The 23,106-nt window shown below is 55.7% G+C and carries 14 protein-coding genes; 11 read left to right on the forward strand and 3 right to left on the reverse strand.

The annotated features are described in order from the left end of the window. The first annotated feature begins 153 nt into the window (after window positions 1–153). From SCARR_RS00350 to SCARR_RS00380, 9 genes are all read left to right on the forward strand, one after another. The gene (locus tag SCARR_RS00350) at window positions 154–1,458 is read left to right on the forward strand and encodes a hypothetical protein (protein WP_136059560.1); all 1,305 of its coding nucleotides are present in this window, start codon (window positions 154–156) and stop codon (window positions 1,456–1,458) included. A gap of 263 nt (window positions 1,459–1,721) precedes the next feature. Then, window positions 1,722–1,856, forward strand: coding sequence for a hypothetical protein (locus tag SCARR_RS29000; RefSeq protein ID WP_281281076.1), 135 nt, complete (start codon window positions 1,722–1,724; stop codon window positions 1,854–1,856). After that, the gene (locus SCARR_RS27965) at window positions 1,856–2,026 is read left to right on the forward strand and encodes a hypothetical protein (RefSeq protein ID WP_168432855.1); all 171 of its coding nucleotides are present in this window, start codon (window positions 1,856–1,858) and stop codon (window positions 2,024–2,026) included. The genes SCARR_RS29000 and SCARR_RS27965 overlap by 1 nt, the downstream gene beginning before the upstream one ends. A 61-nt stretch (window positions 2,027–2,087) precedes the next feature. Continuing rightward, the gene (locus tag SCARR_RS00355; protein ID WP_136059561.1) at window positions 2,088–2,459 is read left to right on the forward strand and encodes a hypothetical protein; all 372 of its coding nucleotides are present in this window, start codon (window positions 2,088–2,090) and stop codon (window positions 2,457–2,459) included. Between the two features lie 39 nt (window positions 2,460–2,498). Then, the gene (locus tag SCARR_RS00360; protein ID WP_136059562.1) at window positions 2,499–4,016 is read left to right on the forward strand and encodes a sulfatase family protein; all 1,518 of its coding nucleotides are present in this window, start codon (window positions 2,499–2,501) and stop codon (window positions 4,014–4,016) included. Between the two features lie 70 nt (window positions 4,017–4,086). Continuing rightward, window positions 4,087–5,589: a sulfatase family protein gene (locus SCARR_RS00365; RefSeq protein WP_136059563.1), complete on the forward strand. Its 1,503-nt coding sequence runs from the start codon at window positions 4,087–4,089 to the stop codon at window positions 5,587–5,589. A 15-nt stretch (window positions 5,590–5,604) separates the two neighbouring features. Beyond that, window positions 5,605–7,545, forward strand: a complete 1,941-nt coding sequence (locus SCARR_RS00370) for a right-handed parallel beta-helix repeat-containing protein (protein WP_136059564.1) — start codon at window positions 5,605–5,607, stop codon at window positions 7,543–7,545. Between the two features lie 16 nt (window positions 7,546–7,561). After that, on the forward strand, window positions 7,562–9,007 hold the full coding sequence (locus SCARR_RS00375) for a sulfatase (protein ID WP_168432856.1): 1,446 nt from the start codon (window positions 7,562–7,564) through the stop codon (window positions 9,005–9,007). Between the two features lie 47 nt (window positions 9,008–9,054). Next, a complete protein-coding gene (locus SCARR_RS00380) occupies window positions 9,055–11,331 on the forward strand; it encodes a glycosyl hydrolase family 95 catalytic domain-containing protein (RefSeq protein ID WP_136059566.1) in 2,277 nt (758 codons plus the stop codon). A gap of 473 nt (window positions 11,332–11,804) precedes the next feature. Here SCARR_RS00380 and SCARR_RS00385 read toward each other — a convergent pair whose 3' ends face one another. From SCARR_RS00385 to SCARR_RS00390, 3 genes are read right to left on the reverse strand one after another with little or no spacing between them, the layout of a single operon-like run. After that, window positions 11,805–12,515, reverse strand: coding sequence for a hypothetical protein (locus SCARR_RS00385; RefSeq protein ID WP_136059567.1), 711 nt, complete (start codon window positions 12,513–12,515; stop codon window positions 11,805–11,807). Next, window positions 12,451–12,756: a hypothetical protein gene (locus tag SCARR_RS27970; RefSeq protein WP_168432857.1), complete on the reverse strand. Its 306-nt coding sequence runs from the start codon at window positions 12,754–12,756 to the stop codon at window positions 12,451–12,453. The genes SCARR_RS00385 and SCARR_RS27970 overlap by 65 nt, the downstream gene beginning before the upstream one ends. Window positions 12,757–12,799: 43 nt before the next feature. Then, window positions 12,800–16,324, reverse strand: coding sequence for a CBM96 family carbohydrate-binding protein (locus tag SCARR_RS00390; RefSeq protein ID WP_136059568.1), 3,525 nt, complete (start codon window positions 16,322–16,324; stop codon window positions 12,800–12,802). Window positions 16,325–16,511: 187 nt separating this feature from the next. Here SCARR_RS00390 and SCARR_RS00395 point away from each other — a divergent pair, with 187 nt between their 5' ends. Together SCARR_RS00395 and SCARR_RS00400 are read left to right on the forward strand one after the other, a co-directional pair. Continuing rightward, the gene (locus SCARR_RS00395) at window positions 16,512–19,274 is read left to right on the forward strand and encodes a sulfatase-like hydrolase/transferase (RefSeq protein ID WP_136059569.1); all 2,763 of its coding nucleotides are present in this window, start codon (window positions 16,512–16,514) and stop codon (window positions 19,272–19,274) included. 198 nt (window positions 19,275–19,472) lie between these two features. Next, the gene (locus SCARR_RS00400; RefSeq protein WP_136059570.1) at window positions 19,473–22,925 is read left to right on the forward strand and encodes a fibronectin type III domain-containing protein; all 3,453 of its coding nucleotides are present in this window, start codon (window positions 19,473–19,475) and stop codon (window positions 22,923–22,925) included. Window positions 22,926–23,106 lie beyond the last annotated feature (181 nt).

Below are 23,106 nucleotides of genomic sequence, written 5' to 3' on the forward strand. Positions count from 1 at the left end.
AGATATGACCGCAAAGACGCGAAGGCGCTAGGAATAGGAACCTTTGTTTCTTTGCGTCTTAGCGGTCATTTAACGCAATTGAAGAGTCACCGCTGAACAGGAAAATATTTACTGAGTAGCTACTAGTCTGAACATAAAAACAAGGAAGTCATCATGCTGCACGATCCAAGTCATCACACCCCGATGGTTGTCGCCGAAGAAATTCAGGTTGCTCCGCAGGATAAGGAAATCCTGCGCGAACTGGCGGGGCAGAAAGCCGAAATAGGGGCCTTGCCGGTGCATCAGGAAAAGGCGCGGCTCTGGACCGCCATGAACGATCTGAAATCCGAACGGCCGATGGTTTGGATCAACGAGATTTGCTGGAACGAAATGAACGTCGATGACGAGCTGACGCTCCGGTGCGAAGGCGGCTGGGCGCGCGAACAGGAGCTGCTGCTGCGCCGTGAGCTCTATCAATGGAACCATCTGCCCGGCGACATGGTGGTGAACCCGTGGATCGAATGCCCCAAGGCGATTCACAGCACCGACTTTGGAATCCGGGAAGATACGGACATTGCCGAAACCGACCATGAAAACGATGTGGTGTCGCGCCACTTTAACGTACAGATCGAAGAGCTTGCCGATCTGGAGCTGATCAAGATGCCGGAGGTGACGCATAACGAAGCGGCCACTGCATTTCAGCAGCACGCCTTTAACGAGGTGTTCGGGGATATTATGCCGGTTAAGACCGTTGGCCAAACCCACATTTGGTTTACGCCCTGGGATTTTCTGATTCGCTGGACCGGCATCGAAAACGCCATGATCGGGCTCTACGAAGAGCCGGAGCTCTACCATGCGGGTATTGATCGGCTGGTCGATGCATGGATGACGGAGCTTGATCAGCTCGAAGCGCAAAAGCTGCTTTCTCTCGACAACAATAACATCCGGGTGGGTTCCGGAGGTTACGGCTATATATCCGAACTCCCCGGCAGTGATTTTGATTCGGCGCACGTAAAGCCGCTCAACATGTGGGGTTGCTCCAACGCCCAGATTTTTTCCAGCGTCTCGCCCGAGATGCATTGGGACTTTGCCGTCGCCCACGACATGCGCTGGATGGAACGCTGGGGCGTGAATTATTATGGCTGCTGCGAGCCTCTGGACATCAAGATGGACCTGCTGCGGCGCATCCCGAACCTACGTAAGGTTTCCGTCAGCCCGTGGTGCAACTCCGCTAAAATCATTGAAGGCCTCGGCTCGGACTATGTGCTTAGCCGCAAGCCCAGCCCGGCCATTCTTGCCACAGACACCTGGCGCCCTGAGCAGGCGCGTCAGCAGATCCGCGAGTTCTTGGACCTGACCGAAGGGCAAAGCCATGTTGAGCTGATCATGAAGGATATTTCCACCGTGCGCCATCAGCCGCAGCGGCTGTGGGAGTGGTCGCTGATTGTAATGGAAGAAGCGGAGCGATATGCCGGATAGGGGCAAGGAGCGGTGTTGCTTGATTATTGCTCAGGCGAGTAAATATTGAGTTCCATCAGTAATGAGGGATTGCCACAAAAGAGCGCAAAGGACGCAAAAGCAAACAGAACATTTCTTTGTGATCTCTACGGTCTTTTGTGGCTAATGATTTTAGTGTTTTAAGGTCATATCTATGTTGATTGCGGGGGCGGGAAATAGAGATGTTGAATTTTTGGGTTTTGGAATCTTGATCGACTACGTGCTGATGATCATCACGGTCGGTTGTGGCGCGGTCTGTCTGCATCCTGATCATGATTGTGGTTTCGCTGCTGGATAAAGATACCAACACCGAAGAAAATCTGAAGCTCGTCTGGGATTCGCCATTGACGCCATTACGGATTCCCGGTGCAAAGGGCTGATGAATTATAAGTTTCTATCCACCGTTGTGCTGCTTGCGGCCTCGGCCATCTATTTTGCTTTCCGTAGCCCATCCGGAGAAAAGCTCAATGTCTGGAAGACGGCTAACCCGGGGAATGCCGCCAGGATCGAAGCGCATATTCATCCTGCGCCGGAAATCGAAGTTGAATAAACGAATACGGTGTGTGATAGTGATATAGATATATAATATAGAAAAAGCAAAGGTGCGCTCAATGAAGCAGAAATGGGTTTTTACGAGTATGCGGATGCTGCTGTTGCTTGCCGTGATGGCGCTCCAAGCCAGCGCGGTGGTTCAGCATGATTTTACCATCAACGGGCATGCAGCCTCGTTGCAGGTTCCGGATAATCCGCAGGCCCATAAGCCGTGGCTTTGGCGCGCGCGGTTTCCTAACAATCAGTCGGCTGTGAATACGGCGATGCTCAACAACGGGGCCTATGTGGGCTACGTCGATGTCGCCAATTTATATGGTAACGACGAGGCCGTTGCGACTTGGGATGCGTATTATGCGTATGTGCTTGCAACCTATGGTTTCTCGCCGCAGCCGGCTATGTATCAAGGCGATGGATATGGAATACGTGGTTGATTTTGAAAACATGTTTGCGCGAAAGCGAGAAGGGTAGTCATGAAGAAACAGGTTATCGTTGGTTTGTTGACGTTGTGTTGCGTGTCCGTATTCGCAGAAGCGCGTTCGGGGCAGAAACCGAACATTGTCATTATTTTGGCGGACGACATGGGCTATGGCGAGGTGCAGGCGCTCAATCCGGATCGGTGCATTGTGCCGACCCCGAACCTGGACCGGCTTGTGCATGAGGGCATGACTTTTACCGACGGCCATTCCGGCGCCTCGGTCTGCACTCCCTCGCGCTATGCCCTGATGACCGGGCGCTACTCTTGGCGGACGCTGCGAACCGAAGGGGTTGGACGCGGACCGACGATCTATGGGAACTGCATGATTGCGCCCGGCCGCCAGACCATCGGGGGGTTCATGAAGGAACAGGGGTATCGGACCAGCTACATTGGAAAGTGGCATCTTGGCTTTTCCAGCGGCGGGCCGAAGGCCGCGCCATTCGATGCCAAAGCGGCGTTCGGTACCGATACGCATCGGCCGACGCTTCCGGGCGTTGGAACAAGGCATAAAAATACGCCCTTTTTCCACGGATTTGACTATTTCTACGGGTACAATACTTCAGGGGACCTCAATACGCATGTTGAGAACGACACGATAGTCAAAAACTGCGCATCAAGCCTGGTGCTGAAAACACTGGCCGAGCAGGCGGTGAAGCAGGTGGACAGCCTGAGCGCTACGGATCAGCCCTTTTTGCTGTATGTAGCATTTAATTCGCCACACCTGCCGGTTGTTCCATCCGCCGAATGGGTCGGAAAAAGTAAATTGGGTATCTATGGCGACTTTGTGATGGAGACCGATTGGGCCGTCGGCGAAGTGATTCGCGCACTGAAGAAAAACAGCATCCTCGATGACACCATGGTGTTGTTCTCCGCCGACAATGGCTTCGCGCCGGCCGGCGGCAATGTGAACCGAGATGCGCGGGCCGATGGCAAGACCTTTGAGGAGCTGGGACATTACCCCGGCGGCATCAACCGTGGTCACAAGGCCCAATTGTACGAGGGGGGGCACCGGGTGCCGTTCATTCTGCGCTGGCCTCAGGGGGGCGTAAAGGCAGGGACGACGAGTGATCAGATCGTTTGTTTAACCGATTTGATGGCGACCTTCGCCGATCTGCTGGATGCCGACTACCCCGACAACGTCGGGGAGGACAGCCTGAGCATGCTGCCCGCCATCCGTGGAGAGAAGGGATTGCGCGACCAGGTCGTACACCATTCCATGAAAGGAAATTTCGCTATTCGTCAGGGTGACTGGAAACTGCTCTTCCCGGGCTCAGGGCCTAAGTCGGATATTATTCCTCCGCTTGAACTCTATAACATGAAGGAGGACCAGTCAGAAGCCACGGACCTGCTGGGCGCCAAACCGGAGGTCGTCTCGGGCCTTATTGAGTTAATTGACGGCATTACGAAAAGCGGGCGCAGCACGCCGGGCGAGCCGCAGCCGCTGGAGCGCGAAATCGATTACCGAACCACGCCGAAAGTTTCGATCGTCGGAGAAGGCCGCGCGACAAGGTAGTCGAGGCGGCGGCCGTAAAATACATTGTTGATTTGGAAAATATGTTTGCGCGAAAGCGAGAAGGGGAGTCATGAGGAAAAAGGTTATCGTTGGTTTGATGGCGTTGTGTTGCGTGCCCGCATTTGCAGAGGCGCGTTCGGAACAGAAGCCGAATATTGTCTTTCTCTTTTGCGATGACCTCGGCTTTGGCTCCGTTGGAATCAACGGGGCCCAGCATACCTCCACTCCGAACATTGATCAACTGGCTGCGCGCGGGGTGAATTGCACACAGCTCTTTTCCGGCTCGGCCACCTGCTCGCCCTCTCGGGCCGCGGTGATCACCGGGCGATTCCCGCTGCGGGTGGACATTCCGTTTGCGATCTTGAAAAAGGATGGCCGCTATCTCCCGGCACGTCGCGATTACCTGCCGGCCGTTCTGCATGACAACGGCTACCACTGCGCACATATCGGAAAATGGCACCTCGGCGGCATTAACAAGCCGGAAGAATTTGACGCCCGGAAAGCCGGCAAAAAAATCACCGACGGCCCGCTCGAGCACGGCTTTGATACCAGCGTCGTGATGATGGAGGATCAGTCTTTCCGCATGCTCTCCACCCAAGATGGCGGCGGGATCTATGTCAACTGCACGCGCTACCTCTACCGCGATAACGATCGGATTCCGCCCTACGACGGCCATTGGACCACCGCCAAAGGCGATTATTCCTGCGAGTATATCCGGAGCCGACAAGGCAGCGAACAACCCTTTTTCTTAAACGTCTGGTTCGATGTTCCGCACTCGCCGATCGAGCTCCCACCACCTCATATCATGAAGGATTATGAAAACCGAAAATACGTTGGCGATCCGGAAGAAAATAAAAACCTTCAGCAATATTGCGCCATGATCACCCACATGGATGAACAGGTGGGTAAAATTGTTGCCGCGCTGAAAGAAGCCGGCGTCTATGAAAACACCCTGATCGCATTCACATCGGATAACGGCGGACACTTGAAAATTGCCAACCTGCCCGAGATCAATGCTCCCTTCAGAGAGGGCAAGATGTCGCTCATGAACGGCGGCATCTGCATGCCCTCCTTGTTCGTCTGGGAAGGCCGCATCCCGGCCGGCGAAGAACGCTCCCAGGTGATGCATCAGGTCGATTTGCTGCCGACCTTTTGCGATGCAGCCGGCATCCCGCTGCCCAAGGTGACGGATTCGCTGAGCTATAACGGGATCAGCGTATTGGACGCACTCCGCAGCAATACCCCGTTGCCCCATCGAGATCTGTTCTTCACCTCCAACATCCGGAAAAATGCCATGATCCGCAATGGCCGCTGGAAACTGATTCGGGGCGCTTCCAGGAAAAATCCGGAGCCGACCTTTCAGCTGTATGACCTGCAGTCGGATCGCGTGGAAGCCAATAACCTCATCGGCACGATGGTGGAACTCGAGCAATCCATGAAGCGGGCTATGGAGGCCTATCTCAATGAAGCAAAAACATCGCCGGTTAAACTGATCACCCCGACCTATAGCGATCCCGCATGGACCTCGGCGAAAGATTGGAAAGAAGCCGCAAACCGCCAATCGATAAAATAAAAAGGGAACTTCCCCATGCATAAAACACCACGAGCTCTTGTGCTCATTCTGGGCCTGTCGCTTTCATCGCTGGCCGCTCAGACCGAGTTCTATGTTTCACCCGCCGGGAACGATGCCAACAACGGAACCCTCGCCCAGCCCTTCCTATCCTTGGAAAAGGTGCAAGAGACCGTCCGTACACTCACCGCGAATATGACGGGGGACCTTGTCGTGATTCTGCGAGGGGGCGTGTATCCCCTCACGAAGCCGCTCGCGTTCGCTCCGGCCGACTCCGCGCGCAACGGGCATCGAATTATCTATAAGGCCTACCCAGACGAGACCCCGGTGATCAGCGGCGGCCGCAAAGTGACGGGCTGGACGCAACACGCGGGCAGCATCTACAAAGCCCAACTGGATTATGACCTAAAACTGCGCGCGCTGTATGTCAACGGCATCCCGGCCAGCATGGCGCGCGGCGTATTGGTCAAGGGCCAGGGCGGTTGGGGTGAATTTGTCATTACCGGCAAGGAGCCCTGGGCCCAGACCCCCGGCAGCCAGCCGATGGGCATCAAATTCAAGAGCAGCGAATTCGGGCTGTATCAAAACCCCGAAGACATCGAACTGGTCTCTCAGCCCTCCACTTGGTGCCGGCAACGCGCAGCGGTGAAAGACATTTTTCAAGAGGGGGACTTCACCATTGCTAAAATGGTTCAGCCCGGATTTGCCCTCGTCCAAGGACAGAAGTGGGGAAGACGTACACCCTCCCATCCGTGGCAGGCAGTCAACGCTTTTGAGCTGCTGGACGAAGCCGGAGAGTTCTATTTCAACAAAAAGACAAAGACCCTCTATTACTATAAACGCGCCGAAGAAGATCTCGCCACCGCGAACGTCGTCGCGCCGATTCTTGAGAAACTCATCACCCTCACCGGCACATCCACAGACGAACGCGTCAGCAACATCTCGTTCTCCGGGATCGCCTTTAAGCATAACAACTTCCTCCTTATGGAACGTGGTAAAAAGGGATGCGGAACGATTCAGGCCACCGCCATGACCGTGAAATACCGCCAAGACGGAAACTGGCACAAGAGCGAATACAATATGACCCGTCCAATGGATGCAGCCATTGAAGTCAGCAGCGCCGAAGGAATAAACTTCACCCAATGCCGCTTCGAAAACCTGACCGGCATCGGCCTGAGCTTTCTGAACGACACCGTCGATTGTCACGTGAAAGAAAATATTTTTCAGTATATCGAAGCCTCTGCGTTGAACCTCGGACATCCGCAGCACTACAAAATCGGCGATGGAGAAATTTTCGGCGACGGCGTGGAAGGTCCGTGCAAAGGATCGGTTGTTCGCAACAACGTCCTGCGGCACATCAGCTATGAGCACATTCAAGCCCCCGGCATCGTTGCCTATTTTGTGGCCGACACCGATGTCTCCCACAATGACCTCAAAGGATTTCCCTACTCTGGAATAAGCTTCGGTTGGTGGTGGAAGAATTCCAAAATCCCGCCATCTGATGTGATGAGGAATAACCGAATCTGCAACAATCGAATTGATGATGTCCTTTTAAAACTGAACGACGGAGGGCATATCTATACGCTGGGTTATTCCCCGGATTCGAGGATCAGCGGAAACTATCTGACACGGGCGCACGGCATTGCCAAGCCGGGTAAAAACAAGGCGAATGGTATACACCCCGACGGAGGCGCCTCCTACTGGTCCATCGAAAACAACGTGATCGAAGAGGTCAACGGCCATGCAATCTCGCTTTGGTCGAAAGATTGCCATGACAGCGTTGCCAGAGGGAACTTCAGTAATGGGGCCCTGTTTGATCTGAAAGGAACCGCCTCCGTTTTCGAAGAAAATGTGATCGATCCGTTGGCGCCCCCCTGGACAGATCCACGAGCTCTGGAAATCATCAAAAACGCCGGACTCGAACCCCGCTGCCGCCACCTTCTGAACCAAATCAATTAACGATAGGAATATGATAATGTTTAAAAATGTAATGAACCGAATAAGCGCCATTGCGCTCCAGGCAGGCTTACTTGCTTTTTCAGCCGTTGCGGCGGCTGAGCCCGCTCAACAAGATTCGGGTCGACCCAATGTGGTCTTTTTTCTGGTGGATGATCTGGGGATGATGGATCTGGCTTGCTACGGCAGCGATTTCCATGAGACCCCGAATATTGATCGGCTCGCCAAAGAGGGCGTTCAGTTCGCCAATGCCTATGCGTCGCATGCGGTTTGCGGGCCGTCGCGCTCCGCCATTATGACCGGGCGCTTTCCCGCCCGGTTGGGGTGCACCTCGGTCGGCGGATCCGTGGCGGGCAATGTCATCTGGCCGAAGGTTTTCAAGGACGCTGGCTACACCACCTATTTTACAGGCAAGTGGCACATGGGCTCGGCGGAAAGTGTTCAATCCAACGGTTTCGATTATAATGTCGCCGGGCATTCCAAAGGGCAGCCGGGGGATTATTATTTTCCCTACAAGGGCGTTCCGTCTGTTTTTGATGTGCCGGGACTTGAGGATGGAAAGGACGGAGACTTTTTGACGGATGTTCTGACCGATAAGGCGCTGCACTTTCTCGACCAACACGGCGATGAATCTTTTCTGCTCTATTTTTCCTATTACAATGTGCACAAGCCGGCTGGTGAACTCGGGGCCAAGGGCAACCGCCGCGCCCAGGGCAAAAAAGAGCATGTGGACTATTTTAAGCAGAAGCTCGCAACCCTGCCGGATCCGGAACAAAAGTTTGCAGAGGAAACGCATGGGAATCAGACGGTCTGGATGGCGACGAATCAACGCAATGCCGAGTTCGCTGCACAAATCAAATCGGTCGACGAAAGCGTCGGGCGGGTGATGGATAAATTGCAGGAGCTGGGGGTGGCGGATCGCACGGTGGTGGTGTTTACCTCCGATCAGGGCAGCATGGGAACCACCAAGGGGCTGGCGGTGAGCTCGGCGCTGCCATATCGCTTTGGAAAATCCTTTAACTATGAGGGCGGGCTGCGCGTGCCGCTGCTGATCAAATGGCCCGGGTGTGCGGCGGCGGGTTCTGTGAACGAAACGGTCACGGTGAACACCGATTTTTATCCGACGATGCTGGAGGGGCTCGGGCTGGATTCGATGCCAGAACAGCATCTGGATGGGCAGAGTATTCTGCCTGCGATCAAAGGCGCCTTGATGCCGTTGGATCGGACGCTGTACTGGGCATATCCCAATAAACACGGGTTGGGGCACAAGCCCTCCGTGGCCGCGCGCCAGGGGCCGTACAAGTTGATCTACTGGATGGCGGATGGGCATGCAGAGCTCTACAACGTCGAAAAAGATCCGGCCGAGTGCATCAATTTAACGAGCTCGCATCCGGAGGTTGCGGCACGTCTCATGACGGCGCTTGAGGAATGGGAGCCGATGCAGAAACAGATGAAGCGGAAGTAGAGCGTTTCTGAATTTTAATCAATAGAACAAGTATAATGGAGAAGAGAATGATGACGGTTTTAATTAAAAAAAACGCACGAGTGCTGCAGCGGTGTGTGGCGGGGCTGAGTCTGCTGGCCGTTTCGGCCTCTGCGGCTCCGGCGGATCACAAGGCGACGATTTCAAAACATGATTTTATTTGGGATTCCATTCCGACCACACGGGAGACCGGCTCCTTTATCGGCAACGGTATGCTCGGCGCCAGTATCTGGGCGAGCAAGGGAGAAACGCTTCGCTGGGAGCTGGGTCGCAATGATGTGTACCTCACCGGGCCGGGACTTTCGAGCCGGACACTGATCGGGAAGTTGCTGCTGAAGCCGAAAGGAACGCCGAAGAGCTCCACCATGCATCAGTCGTTGTACACGGCCGAGGTTTCCTCGCGCATTGAAACCGATCAAGGCGTGATCCACAGCCGTTCGATCATCCCGTACGACAAAATGGTCGGGCTGGTTGAGTTCCGGGTTGAAGGCAAGGAAAAGGTCAGCGTGGACTTCAGTCAGCTACCCTGCATCCTGCCGGGTGTGCTGCGTGATGCCATTAAGACACTGGGGCCGAAGTTCGGGCTGAAGAAGCATCCGGTTCGCGATTTTTCCGCTCCGGTCTATGATCCGATTGTTGAGGAATTGAAGAAAGACCGTAAGGCCAGCCCGCACCCGGAATCGACACGCGGAAAAACCAAAGGCGTGGAGTGGGTGGTGCAACCGTACAAAGACGGCGGCGGTTTTGTGGTGGCCTGGGGGCTGAAAGAAACCGGCAAGCGATCTTCTCTGATGGCCTACACGCTGCTTCCGTACCGCGAGGGGGCGCCCAACAGCGACGAAGCCGTTCAGATGATCCACAACGCATGGAGTGAAGCGTTTGATGCTCAGGTCAAACGCCATCAGTCTTGGTGGAAACAGTATTATGCGAAGAGCTATGTTTCGCTTCCCGATGAAGTCATCGAGGGCTATTACTGGCGCCAGATTTATAAGATTGGGGCGGCCACCCGCTCCGACGGCGTGGTGCTCGACGAGCTCGGCCCCTGGCCGGGCGCATCCGCCTGGGTGCGCGTTTGGAACAACCTCAATATTCAGATCGCCTATCTTTGCCCGCTGACCGCCAATCACCTGGAGCTGTGCGAGCCTTTCATCAATTTGTTTAACAGCAATCATCAGATCCTGCGGGATGCTGTTCCGACAGAATGGAAGGCCAATGGAGCGATGGGGCTGGGCCGGATGCAGGACGTCTATGGCTATACCAGCTTTCGCAAGGAATTCGGGAATCTTCCGTGGGCGCTGCACGACTACTGGCTGTACTGCCGCTACAGCGGCAACGAAGAGTTGATGAAAAACCAGCTGTTTACTCTGCTGAAAGGATCTGCAAACCTGAGCATTAATGCGCTGACGATGAAAGACGACGGGTTCTATCACTTCCCGAAAGACATCTCTCCGGAATATCCGGGCAAGAACGGCAACGCGATGGTGGAAGACTCGCACTATGCTATTTCCACCTTAATGTGGAATCTGAAGATTCTCCAGCATCTGAATGAAAAGTTCAACCTGAGCGATCCGCAGGCCGCCCGCTGGAGCGAGGTGCAGGCGAAGCTCTCGCCGTTGCCGATCGACGAAACCGGCCTAATGGTCGGTTCCGATACGCCGTTCATTCAGGGCCACCGCCACTATTCACACTTGCTGGCCTTTTTCCCGTTATGTGTGATCGATCCGGAGTCACCCGAAGGCGCCGCCTTGTTTGAAAAGTCGGTCGACAACTGGGCGAGCTATTGGCCAACCGGTCGGAATTTCTTTTCCGTCAGCGGCGAGGCGGCCATGCGCGCCTGGTTGCGCGACGGCGATGCTGCCGCAGAAATTCTCGATTACGGGATTCCGAACAAGCTGACGCCGAATACGCACTTCGCCGGTGCCGGTGTGGCTATCGAAAGCGCGCTCAGCGGCATGTGGTCCGTCGGCGAAATGCTGCTCCAGAGCTGGTCGTTTGATCCGTCCGAATACTGCATTCGTATTCTCCCCGCCATCCCTGAGAGCTGGAAGGATGTTCGCTTTGATAACCTGCGGGCAGAAGGCGCGTTTTTGGTGTCGGCGCAAAAGAAGGAAGGCCAGCTCAAGTCGGTTCGGATTGTGAGCGAGGCCGGCCATCCATGCCGGGTGGAAGTGCCCTTCAGCGGCACCTTCAAGTTGTTTGTTGACGGGAAGAAAAAGCCTGCCCAGACCAGTCGAAACAACCACGGCGATCAGGTTTTTAATCTTCAGCTAGAGAAGGGGCAAACCGCCATCCTTGTGAGTGAATAGTTTTACCACGGAGGCACTGAGGCACGGAGCAATAAGAATCTCCGTTCCTCCGAGTCTCCAGTGACAAGCGCAGCGTAGAGAGTGAGCGTATGCGAAACTCAACCGGGTGGTGAAAATGATGGGCACGAAGGGATTACAGGACGATGGATAACAAGACTGTTTTTTCAACACAGTGAGTAGCACAACAAAATTTAAATCGTCCTGTTATCAATAGTCTTGTGAATAATCTCGCATGAAAGGTTAAGAATCCTTCGGATTCATAAACGCATGCAACTCGTCTTTGAGCTGTTTTTCCAATGTATGGAACTCGGGGCGTCCGCGCTCACCTGCTGATGAAGATTTTTAACCACTAATCTGCACTGATTCTCACTAATCCTGGTTGGAAAAATTATTAGTGTCGATTAGTGAGAATTGAATCATGCCCCGGGCATTATTTCCTTCGGAAATTATTTATCGCTTCGCTTTCAGGTGGTTCATTTCTTCTGCTGCGAGTTGCGGTGGTATTTCAGTTCGGCCGGCGGCAAGAGCACCCATTTGATGGCCTCCAGGGTATATTGCCCGGTGGTATGATAGCGCAGCTCCAGCACCAGCAGCTCCTGTCCGTTGAAGAAGGCAATGATGGGCCGCTCGGCATCGCTGTTCATCCGATACACCAGATCCGGTGCATACTGTTCAACATGCTCGCGTTCGCTGATATCGTCTCCATCGAGCCCCCGCCGCATGATCATTTTCTTCATGTCTTTGGCGGCGGCAAGGGCATCCCACCAGGCCGGGGCGTAGCTGTAGCGGTGGAGCTCCGATCCAAGACTTTCCGGGGAAAAGAAGACTAATACCTGATCCATCGGCCGCTTGGCCAGCTCCGGTTCAAGCATCCCGTCGGCCAGCAAGGAACTCCGCTCAACCCAGGCCAGCTGGGTTTGCTTTTTTAGATTAATCGGGGCAAAGATGGGCAGCGCCTGAAAGCGCTGAACCGCCCGCGGATGAAGCTTTTCCTTGTTTGCCAGCAGGTGCGTGTTGCCAAGTTTAATCATTTTTTGATGGATTTGATCCCGCGAAAAGTCGGGATAGTTCTCAATAATTTCTACCTGAATCGCGGCATGATAGTTCTGCAAAACCTGATCAGCCGGCTCCATGGCCCGGGCCGTTACTCCTGAAAGAATCAGAATCATCAAAATCATTTTCATTATATGCTCCCTGCTGATGCCTTCCGGCTAGAGTGACATCGTTAGTCCCTTCCATTTCAACTTCTATCCAAAATGCGTTTCTTGGAAGGCGACCCTTTACTTGCTTGTTTCCAAGCAATAACGCAGGTTTTTCAGCAACGAATGAATGTAAAGCAACGAATTTATCGGCGGTTCGGATTCGTTGCCATTCAATCTCTGCTGCGGAGTCGCTTTGGGTTATCAATTGAACTAAAAGATTCATTATTCCCTTCACCTACCAGACCCGATGGACGATAGCGAGCGGATTACGGCAGCCGGACCCGGATTTGGTAGAATTCCGAGGGGTTGGCCGGCTCGGCAGACCAGTGTTCGTTGGTGCCGGATCCGGTCAACAGGGGGGAGGCAGGCGCCCACGAACCTTCCGTGAGATTGGTGCGGCCCCAGACTGCGTATCGCCGGTTGGTTACGGTCGGCCAGTTTAGCTCGAACGCGGGGACGGATGCCATGGCCTCCAGTCGAAGAAGGCTGGCGGGGTCGTCCGGATCGGTTCCGGATATAAACTCGAGGGAATCCGATACGCCATCCTGGTCGAGATCGGTATGGCGGCCAAGCACGGCGAGGGATCCGTGGTGCTCGGTTTCCCAGTCGTCGGTGATGCCGTCCTGATCGGAGTCAAACCCGGTGGTCATAATGGAGAGATATGGGGCTTCTGTATTTTCCCGACTGGCAAGGTTGCCCACATTGTTTCCCGTTTCGTTCAAAAGGATGCTGAAGACGCCGTTGCTGGCGATGTAGTCGGACAGGTCGAATTCAATCCAGTTTTCGATCGCGGAAGAGGCGGTGGCGAGCAGTGCGCCTTTGGCCGGCATGGTGTCCCACGTTACGGAATCCTCCTCCCAAGCGTTGCCAGTGGCGAACGCTTGGATGCTATTGGTTTCCGTTAGGTTGTATATATGCAGCCGGGCGGAATAGATCCGCTCCGAGCTCATGTTGCTGAGATCAAACTTGAGCAGGGGGATGCGGGCGAAGGTATTTGCAAATTCGCGCATCGTCAGCTTGGTGCCGCTTCCATAATTTTCAGTGGGTTTGTTGCGCTGTACGAAGGTGTCCGCTGCGATGTCGAGGCTCAGGGAGAGGAAGCCATCGCCATCGGCGTCGGGATTGACATACGGCCGAACGATGGGCTGGACGAGATCGGTGCGGGCCAGCAGGGAAATCTCCGATTCATTGAGTGCCCGGTTATACAGGGCCACGTGATCGAGCTCCCCTTCGAAATGATTTCCGTTTTCCCAGCTTAATGGCGCACCCTCCGAGTTGGCCGTATAGGCGCCGCCCACTGCGCCGCCGAGCGAGGCCGTCACCGCGCCGGTTCGGATCAGCCCCACGCTCGTTTCCCCCGTGCGAAGATTGAGTCGGGGGTTCGACATGTTGTCTCCGAACAGCGCGGCTTTGAGTGTTCCCCGGTCGCCATCGAACACCACGCCCGTGGAATACCAACGGTTTGTCTCGAGCGCAACGGTGTTGATCCGCATCACCGAGGAGGCGGCGCCTTCCCAGACGGCCGCATACAGGTCGGTGGCATTCAGATAGATCGACATGCCGGCCTCGCTGCTTCCGGCATGGAAGAGGACCTGTTTGCCGGCCAGTGTTGCAGGTTTGAAGAAGAGATGCGCCGTTGCATTGGAGGCGGCGCCCAAATCCGTTGCCGGGATGACGACCGCGTCATCGACGCCATCGAGCCAGAGCGAATTGAGGAGGGTCTCCGAGTTAAGCACCTGAGCGGCGCCGCCGACACACGTTCCGTCATTTCCTGCACCCTGGGTGGACTCGTCGGCGGGGAAGGCGGAGTAGGGTTCGCTGAAGTTATAAAAGACGACATGGTTCTGGTCGCTGACGTATGGAATTGGATCGGCGCCGTTCAACTGGCCGTCAAGGTCGCGGTCAAAATTACTGCGCGCCCAGGTTCCGGCGGCGATTTCATCCTCGGTCGAAACACCATCGTTGTCGTGGTCGTAGGTGTCGTCGGGGTTTTTACCAACCGACTTGTTATAGTGCGGGGTGAAGTCGAGCACATATTCCCAGAGGTTCGGAATATCATCGCCATCGGTTGCATCGATCATGGCATCCGCCGGATCCGCCGGCTTCAGCGGCGTGTCAATCCGCGAAGGCACGCCGCGGTTAATGTCGCGCGCGTCAAAAATATGATGGAACTCCCACGCATTCGGCATCCCGTCGCCATCATAGTCCGCGTTGATTTCAAGATTGCCGAGCGGGTCTCCGTCTGACGGGTCGTTTGGATTCATGTAGGGATACAGCGGATCGCACTCGTAGGTGTCGAGCACGTTGTCCCCGTCGGAATCAACGTCGGCGGGATCCGTATGGTACAGCGTGAGTTCATCGGCATTGCTGATCAGGTCGCCGTCGGTGTCGTCGGGATGAATAACGCCGTCCCCGTTCATCTGTTCGGTGAAGAGAATGTTTTCAGTCGTCCAGCGGTTGTTTGATGTGTCGTAGTAGCCGGTAAAGGTGAGCCAGGTCATGCTGATTTTATGGGTTGGAACCTGCCATAGGCGATCCACCACGTGTTGCACGTACAGCGCACGCTGGGCCCGGTATTCATTGTTGTTGAGATGGGCGTTGCTCGCCGATATGGCGCTGAGCATGACCGGGATGTTGCGGCTGGCGGTAAAGTCGACCACCCGTTGAAGGTTGTCGTCTATCGCGGCGCGGTCGGCATCCGTAAGCCAATCGGCCCCGCCGGCAAATCCGCTGTGATGGTCTGTAAAAAAATAGGTGCCGGTAGCGGTATCGACGCCGTCGTTGGCATCATGGTCGGCATACGGCGCACCGAGGTCGTCGAATTTAGTAATGTCGTTTCGAACGGGCGGCGCATAAATCAGCATTCGGGCGGGATCGATGAGGCGGATCTGGCGGGTCATTTCATCGTAGAGGCTGCCGAGGCGCGCGCCGCTGGAGGTGAAGGCGGTTCCGCCCTTGGTTTCCAAGAAGGTATGGTAGGCCAGTCGATGGGAGTAAAACCGGCAATGGGCCGCCACCTGGGTCCACCAGTCGAGATGGAAATCATGATGGGCCGCATAGTAGGTGTCGAATTCCGCGCTCGTCCACGAACCGCTGTTGGCATCGTAGTCATCATCGATTTCCGGATTTTCGGAGCGGTGGCCGATATGCAGAAACAGGCCATGGCGCAGCAAGGTGGAGGCCAGCCGGTCAAAGCGGTCGAAATAGTCGGGATCCCGCACGTATCCTCGGCTGTCGGAATCGCCCATGTGCAGGCGCATATGGTGAAAGCCGGCCTTTTTCATGTCGACCATATGGTTTTCCTGCACCTCGAAAGAATCGGGGCCGTCGCCCTCGGCAATAAAGCCGAGTCCCATGCCGTCCACATAGTCGCGCGGCAGGATCGGCTCATCCGGCGCTCCGGTTAGAATGCCGCCGGCCAGTCCGCAGACCTTCACCGTATTTGATCCGAGCGCATCCGTAACACTTAGCCGCACCCATTGATGGGTCGGCTTCCGGAAAAAATGGAGATCCTCATAAAACACTTCCGGCGGCGCCGCCGCCCATTCCGTTGGGGTCGGCAGGGTCTCCTGCACCAAATGCTTGAAGCTGTAGTCGGTGATGTTGGTCGCGGCGCTGACGGCCACAATCTTAAGGTTGTCGGAATCGATCAGCTCCTGGGCCGAGACATCGGTGCGGCTTCGGTCGTATACCGTGATCACCGGGGCGGCCATCAGGCGGCACGCTCCCGCCAGAAAAAGCAATACGCACAGGCAAGCAATCTTTTTTCGGATAGGGTTGATTGCGTTCATGGCATTTCTTTTTCCGCCGGCTAGGGGGTTGCGACATTTCAATTTAGAATCGACCCATTATTAATACAGATTAGATTTTCAGTGACAATGAGATAGTAGTGTTATATACATATTATTTGTTGTGAGTGTCATTTTAGAATCGCGTTAGCGGGTATGTGCTGTAGCGCCATTAAAAAAGCGAGAGATTATGAAATTCAGGGATCTAGTGCTAGGGACGGCGATGCTGGTTGTTGGGTTTTGCGCACATGCCGCAGAATTTTCCTTTACCGCGATCGAAGATACGTTTGTTCAGAAAAACAAACCGACAGAAAATTTTGGAGGAGTGACGCCGCTATTGCTTAAGCAATACGGCAATACGTTTGAGCGGACTCCTTTTCTTAAATTCGATCTCACGGCCCTCGGTTCGGCCACCAATGTAGTCAGCGCGCGTTTAAGGCTCTACACCGAGGCCTTGTCGGATGACGGTGCGGGCCGGGTTGATGCATGGGCGGTTGATAATTCCTGGAGTGCGAGTACGATCACCTGGTCCAACACGCCGCCGCTGGGATCGCTCATCAGCACCGGTTGGCTGGCCGCCACGGGTTGGTTTGAGGTGGATGTTACCCCCTATATCACGAATGCGGGCATCGTCAGCATTGTTGTGACCACTCCGGTTGGCGGAACACCGAGCAAGTTTACCAGCACAGAAGGCGCCTCCAATCACCCCGTACTCGTGGTGAACACCGGCGTGGTGAGCACCACCAACCGCCCGCCGGAATTTTCAGCCGACCCGATCACCGCGCCGGATGCCGCGCGGAATGCCGACTACTCGGCGACGCTGGCGGGTTATGCCAGCGATCCGGACTTTGACGAACTGACCTTTTGGAAAAGCGGCGGAAACGACTGGCTGCAGGTGGCGGCCGACGGGGCCCTTTCCGGAACGCCAACATCCGCCGATCTCGATCTGAACACCTTCGACATCTCGGTTCACGATGGCCAGGGCGGCACCAATACCACGGTTCTTCGCATTACTGTCGTGAATACGCCGCCGGAGTTCCAGCTCGACTATGGCGCTTTCTTTTCAGATCCAGCCACGCTCGGCAGCCCCTATTCCGGCTCTATCGCCGGCATGGCCGCAGATGCCAATAGCGATGTTCTGACCTACACGAAAACAACCGGAAGCGACTGGCTGATCCTTGCCGCCAACGGCACGCTGTCCGGCACGCCGTCCGTCGCAAATCTCGGTCCGCACGAATTTACCGTGACCGTCGAAGACGGCAACGGCGGAGCGGACACCGCACGCATGATCATCGCTGTAGCCGATTCGGCCAAGACGCCCTTCAACGGAACCAACGTCCTGTTCATTGCCATCGACGACTGCAAACCGCTGTTTCATTGCTATGGCGATCCGCTGGCCGTAACACCCAATATTGATCGCCTGGCCGATGGCGGAACGGTCTTTTTAAACAGCCACTGCCAGTGGTCGGTCTGCGGGCCGTCGCGCGCCAGCCTGATGACCAGCCTGATGCCGGAAGAGACCGGCGTGATGGGCTTTAAAAACATGCGCGGCATTCTGCCGGGCTTGACCACCATTCCGCAGCACTTCCGCTCGCACGGCTACGAAACCGGCGCGCGCGGCAAGCTCAACGACCCGCGCTGTGTTGGCAACCCTGATCCGGACAGCGCCACCGCACGCACCCTGAACGGCCGACAGATCGACGACGTTTTGTCTTGGTCGATTCCTTATCTAGCGAATGATGGCGGATATAGCAGCCCAACCAGCCGCTCCTGCGAATGGCCGGATATCCCCGATGCGGAAATGATCGACGGAGCCGTCGCGCTGCGCGGCGTTGAACTCATGCAAACCATGGCTGCCGGCGACAAGCCGTTCTTCCTCGGGGTTGGCTTCTACAAGCCGCACGTCGCATGGTATGCCAACAAACGGCACTGGGATATGTATGATCGCGCCGACTTTGAGCGGGCGAGCTTCACCAACCGCCCCTTCAACGCGATTGCCGCCTCCTGGAAAGAAGGCACGGAGGTGCATGACAAATGGGATGTTGAGGGCACCTGGCCCGATCCGATTGATCCCGACAAACAGCTGGAACTCATTCACAGCTATTATGCCTGCGTCTCCATGATCGACAGCCAGATCGGCCTGCTGATGGACGAGATGGACGCGCTTGGCCTCAGCAGCAACACCGTCGTGGTGCTGTGGGGCGACCATGGCTACCATCTCGGCGACCACAACCAGTGGGGCAAGCATACCAACATGGAGCAGGGCACCCGGACTCCGCTGATTATCTCTTCGCCATTTCTCACCAATGCCGTACCGGGCGTCTCCTCTCCCGTAGGGTTCCTGGACTTTTTCCCGACGCTCTGTGAAATGGCGAACCTGCCGCTTCCTGAGCAGCCCATGGATGACACGCAACTGACCGGACGCCCGCTCAAAGGCGTCAGCCTCGTCCCGCTGCTGACCGGCGAAAGCAAGGCCGTTCGCCAAGGTATCTTGAGCATTAAGGGGAATTATGCCTTCCGCACCGAGCGCTATCGCTACATCGAGCAGGTTTCCGGCGACACCGTAATCGGCCGCGACTTGTATGATTATGTAAACGATCCGCTCGAAACCGTCAACCTGGCCGGGGAGCCCGGATACGAGGCGCTGGTTTACCAATATTCCAAGGCCATCCGTACGGCTCCCGAAAGCCCCGGGTGCTACAATCTCATGGCCGCTCCGCCACTCGGTATTCCTGCTCAACGCACGCTTCCCGCCCTGGACGGGACGATAAGATCCAACAGTTCCTTGCACCTTTCGTGGCCAGGAGTCACCAATGTTCAATACAACATAATGGTCTCAACCAATCTGCAATCCGGAGCTTGGTCGGCAGGGCCGACCAGCATAACAGGCGGAACCATCGAGATTGCGGCAGATAACGCGCAGGCCTTTTATCGGGTCGAAGTCGCGGAGTAGTAAATTCGATGCTGCGTGGTCGGTTTGGATCGTGTCACTTTAAATGTGTAAAATTTACCAGTACGATATTACACGCAACGGATATATAAATGATATATAAGGGTCTTGTTAGTAAGAAAAGGTGAGTATAAGTGCCTGCCTCGGGTTCGGATGAACGGTTCATCCGGCGGAGTCAGGTAACCGAAAGGGAGCGAGAGCATGAAAAGAACAATTGTTACACTACTGGTTGCTGCGGGAATGGTTTCCGCATCGCTGGCAGTTCCGATTATTGGTACGGACTTTACATCCCCGTACACGAGTGCGGATCTGGCCGGACAGCAGGGCTGGTCGGCCTTGCCGCTCACGGGCACTCAGGCGTTCAAAGTGGATGCCACAGCAGGCGTGGCGGATACCGCCCCCTATGCAGGCAGCTTCGACACCACCAACGGCAATGCCGTGGTTCTCGCCGGAACATTCGGCAATGCGATCGACGACGAGTGGACCGGTTCCATGGACTTCAAGGTGGCCACCTCGGCATCGGGAACGATTGCAACCAATATCATCGGCACGGTAACCAACATTGGCGACGTAGCCCTCTTTGGTTCTGCAAATGACTTCTATCAAATCGGCCTGACCGCGGTCGCCACCAATGGATTGGCTACGGGCGACAGCAACGATGTGATGCTCGATTTCCGCATCAAGAGCGCCGCGCAGATGCAGGTGACCATCAATAAATACGGAAACTATTCCACCTTGGCGGAATTCACCAGCGATGAGCTGGGCTGGGATCCGGAGTTTACCAGCACGAACAGTGTTGCCCCTGACTTTGAAACGGACGACCTGCGCCTGACGTGGACGCTCCGCAAGACGCGCACCCCCGACACCTATTCCGCCGTTGCGGTACTTTCCAACCTGACCACCGGCGCCTTTTCAGTCTATGACGACGCCGGCAACATTAACTATGCCGCCGGACGTTCCAATCTCTATGCATCGGCTACGGCTCAGCTGGCGATGCAGCATGGTCCCGATGCCGATGACGACGGCACAGCCTCGCTGGTCAACATTGCGATCGATTCGCTGACGGTGGACCAGACCAGCGGCAACCTGCCGGTTCTTGAGTCTTCGGTTCTTTCCGGTGCTGGGGGAGACGGACTTGTTGACCTCTCATGGACGCCGGTCATCGATGCCTCCAGCTACACCCTCAAGCGCGGAAGCGCACCGGGCGGCCCATACAGCACCACCGTGGCGACCACCAACGGGACCCGCTTTACCGATACCGGTTTGGTCAACGAGACGCTCTACTACTACATCGTAACCGCCAGTTCCGCAGGGGTTGCAGATGCCGACTCCAACGAGGTGATCGGCGAGCCGCAATCGGCGCAAACCGGCGATATCTTTGGTTGGGATTTCACGGCAATCGAAGGATACACCGAATCCGATTTGGACGGACAGAAACGCTGGAAAGCACAGGCCGCCACCGGTCCGAATGCCTTTACCGTAACCGATGCCGCAAACGAAGGATATGCCGACACGACGGCGGCCACCTTTGACACCGATCTCGGCAACGGCGTCTACTATAACACGATCATGTCGAACAATGTGGCGGATGAATGGAGCGGAACGTTCAGCTTCGCACTCTCCACCGGCCCGACGGCGGGGCAGTCGGTCACCCGCACCAACGATGTCTACGACGCGACCGGAACCAATGTCATTGGCGAGACGATCGATACGTACGACATTACCGGGATGACCTTCAACGAGATCCTCCACTTTGGTGTTACGGCACCTGAAAACAAGGATAACCGCCTGAACAACAACGGCTCGACCAGCGTGGGGCTCAATCTGCGTACCACGGCCTCGGACGGAAACCTGGCGATCCGCTTGAACAACGGGGACACCATTGCCTCTCTGACTGCTGTGCAAATGGGATGGGACCCGGATTGGACTGACAGCACAAACACCAATGGCCCCGACTTCGAGACCGACGAGATTACGCTGGAATGGCGGATGAGAAAGTCCTCCGGCGGCGTCTACATGGCCACTGCCGAGATGACCTGCATTAGCTCGATCACCGGAACCACCAACACCTCTTCCGAGGGATGGGGAACCACAACGGCTGCAACGGACGCCTATGCATCCGATCTGGCCATCTTCGGCATGACCCATCAAGGCGATGCGGACAAAGGCAAAGACCTTGACGGAAACGCCCAGGTCATTTCGCCGATCCTGGTTTCGGTCAACTATGCCTCGTTGCTGAAGAGCGATAATGTTCCGCCGGAAATGTTTGTGCCCGAGCTCACGGCAGCGTCCCTCGACGGCACCAGCATCGAAGCTTCATGGAATGCCGTGTCCGAAGCCGTGTCCTACGCGCTCTGGTATTCCGATGTGGATGGCGGGCCATACACCCTGCTGGGAAGCAATCTGGTGGACCGGGTTCTCACAAACAGTCCGTTGACAAACCTCAGAACCTACTTCCATGTGCTGCAAGCTTATTATGGCGAGTTTGGTTTCGGCCCGATGTCGGCCCAGGCCATCGCCCGTCCGCTCGCTCAGGTCAGCACAGGTTGGGGAGAGAGTGCGGACATGCTCACAGAGCTCAACCAAAATCTGGACGTGGCGAATACTACGGTCGGAACGATCTACAACCGTGTTGGAAATGGCCCCGGTGGCGCGCTCGTGTATGATGGGTGGTCAGATTACGACGTCCTTGTCGCACCGCCGGTGTATGGTGTATTCCAGGTGGATATCAGTGGGGATACCAGCTTGAACTTTGCGTTCAGCGTGATGAACAAGGATGACCAACCGTTCGACTATATAATTGTTCGAAGAAAGCTTCCGGGATCACAAGGTACGGCATTCCTCTATACCGAATTGAGCGCTTCCGCGGATGCAACCAGCCAGACCTATGGACTGGAAGCCGAGTTTGCTACCCACAAGTGGTCGGGTACGGTCACAGAAGGACTGCATCTCGCCGTTCGGAACGGGACTCAGTGGTATGTCAGCGAAACGTCGGTTAGCCCGGGGAATGCCGTAGCGTTGGCCGGTGGTGCTGTCTGTACTATTCCGGATCTGGTCGCCGAAAACTGGGTGGCCTATACGCCGGCGACATCGACTTCAGCCAGCCTGGCCAACGTGGTCGGGGCAACCTTTGACGTTGCAGGAACTGTGCTGAATAACATTACGGCGATCGGCGTCTTGGGCGAAGGTGAATTGTCGCTTGGCATCCAGCGGTGGAGTCTTTCCACGGGGCAGCAACCCACGGCGCTGCAGAGCTGGGCGGATACTCAGGGCATTTACAATGAAGATGCCGCGGCTGATGCCGATCCGGATATGGATGGCGTGAACAACCTCTACGAATGGGGGCTGGCCGGCGATCCGACCGATCCGAGTTCCACGGGCAGGGATATCAAATATGGCGGGATGGATGCCACCGGAACAAACATGGTGTTTATTTATCCGCGCAAGAAGGACGCTCCGAAGCCGGATTACACCGTGCTGGAAACTCCATATCTCCTATATGGGGCTGCCTGGACGGACAACTCCAGCACCTATGTTGAGGATCTCGGTCCGAATACGGGTAGTGGAGTGTTTAGCCAATACCAATGGGTGACCAATGCGATTCCGACCGACCTTGATGTGAAGTTTATCGGACTGAACATTCAGGAGCCGTAACCGGAGACCGTTGAATCCTGAAGCCCGTTTGCGGGCTTCAGGGTTTCTTGAAAAATAAACCTCCCCGCAGCAAGCAGCGGTGTATCAACGTAGTCGAAGCTTCCAGCTTCGTTGAGCACGAACGGCTCGGCATGCGCAATGGAGCTGGAAGCTCCATCTACATTCGCAGCAAGCTACGGGG

The organism is Pontiella sulfatireligans, assembly GCF_900890705.1.
In the GTDB taxonomy this organism is placed as follows: domain Bacteria; phylum Verrucomicrobiota; class Kiritimatiellia; order Kiritimatiellales; family Pontiellaceae; genus Pontiella; species Pontiella sulfatireligans.

What these genes read in the sequence shown, in the direction of transcription:
- SCARR_RS00380 (WP_136059566.1), top strand. Translation starts at nt 9,055, where the DNA reads ATGATGACGGTTTTAATTAAAAAAAACGCACGAGTGCTGCAGCGGTGT.
- SCARR_RS00385 (WP_136059567.1), bottom strand. Translation starts at nt 12,515, where the DNA reads ATGAAAATGATTTTGATGATTCTGATTCTTTCAGGAGTAACGGCCCGG.
- SCARR_RS00355 (WP_136059561.1), top strand. Translation starts at nt 2,088, where the DNA reads ATGAAGCAGAAATGGGTTTTTACGAGTATGCGGATGCTGCTGTTGCTT.
- SCARR_RS00365 (WP_136059563.1), top strand. Translation starts at nt 4,087, where the DNA reads ATGAGGAAAAAGGTTATCGTTGGTTTGATGGCGTTGTGTTGCGTGCCC.
- SCARR_RS27970 (WP_168432857.1), bottom strand. Translation starts at nt 12,756, where the DNA reads ATGAATCTTTTAGTTCAATTGATAACCCAAAGCGACTCCGCAGCAGAG.
- SCARR_RS00350 (WP_136059560.1), top strand. Translation starts at nt 154, where the DNA reads ATGCTGCACGATCCAAGTCATCACACCCCGATGGTTGTCGCCGAAGAA.
- SCARR_RS00400 (WP_136059570.1), top strand. Translation starts at nt 19,473, where the DNA reads ATGAAAAGAACAATTGTTACACTACTGGTTGCTGCGGGAATGGTTTCC.
- SCARR_RS00360 (WP_136059562.1), top strand. Translation starts at nt 2,499, where the DNA reads ATGAAGAAACAGGTTATCGTTGGTTTGTTGACGTTGTGTTGCGTGTCC.
- SCARR_RS00375 (WP_168432856.1), top strand. Translation starts at nt 7,562, where the DNA reads ATGTTTAAAAATGTAATGAACCGAATAAGCGCCATTGCGCTCCAGGCA.
- SCARR_RS00395 (WP_136059569.1), top strand. Translation starts at nt 16,512, where the DNA reads ATGAAATTCAGGGATCTAGTGCTAGGGACGGCGATGCTGGTTGTTGGG.
- SCARR_RS00390 (WP_136059568.1), bottom strand. Translation starts at nt 16,324, where the DNA reads ATGAACGCAATCAACCCTATCCGAAAAAAGATTGCTTGCCTGTGCGTA.
- SCARR_RS00370 (WP_136059564.1), top strand. Translation starts at nt 5,605, where the DNA reads ATGCATAAAACACCACGAGCTCTTGTGCTCATTCTGGGCCTGTCGCTT.
- SCARR_RS27965 (WP_168432855.1), top strand. Translation starts at nt 1,856, where the DNA reads ATGAATTATAAGTTTCTATCCACCGTTGTGCTGCTTGCGGCCTCGGCC.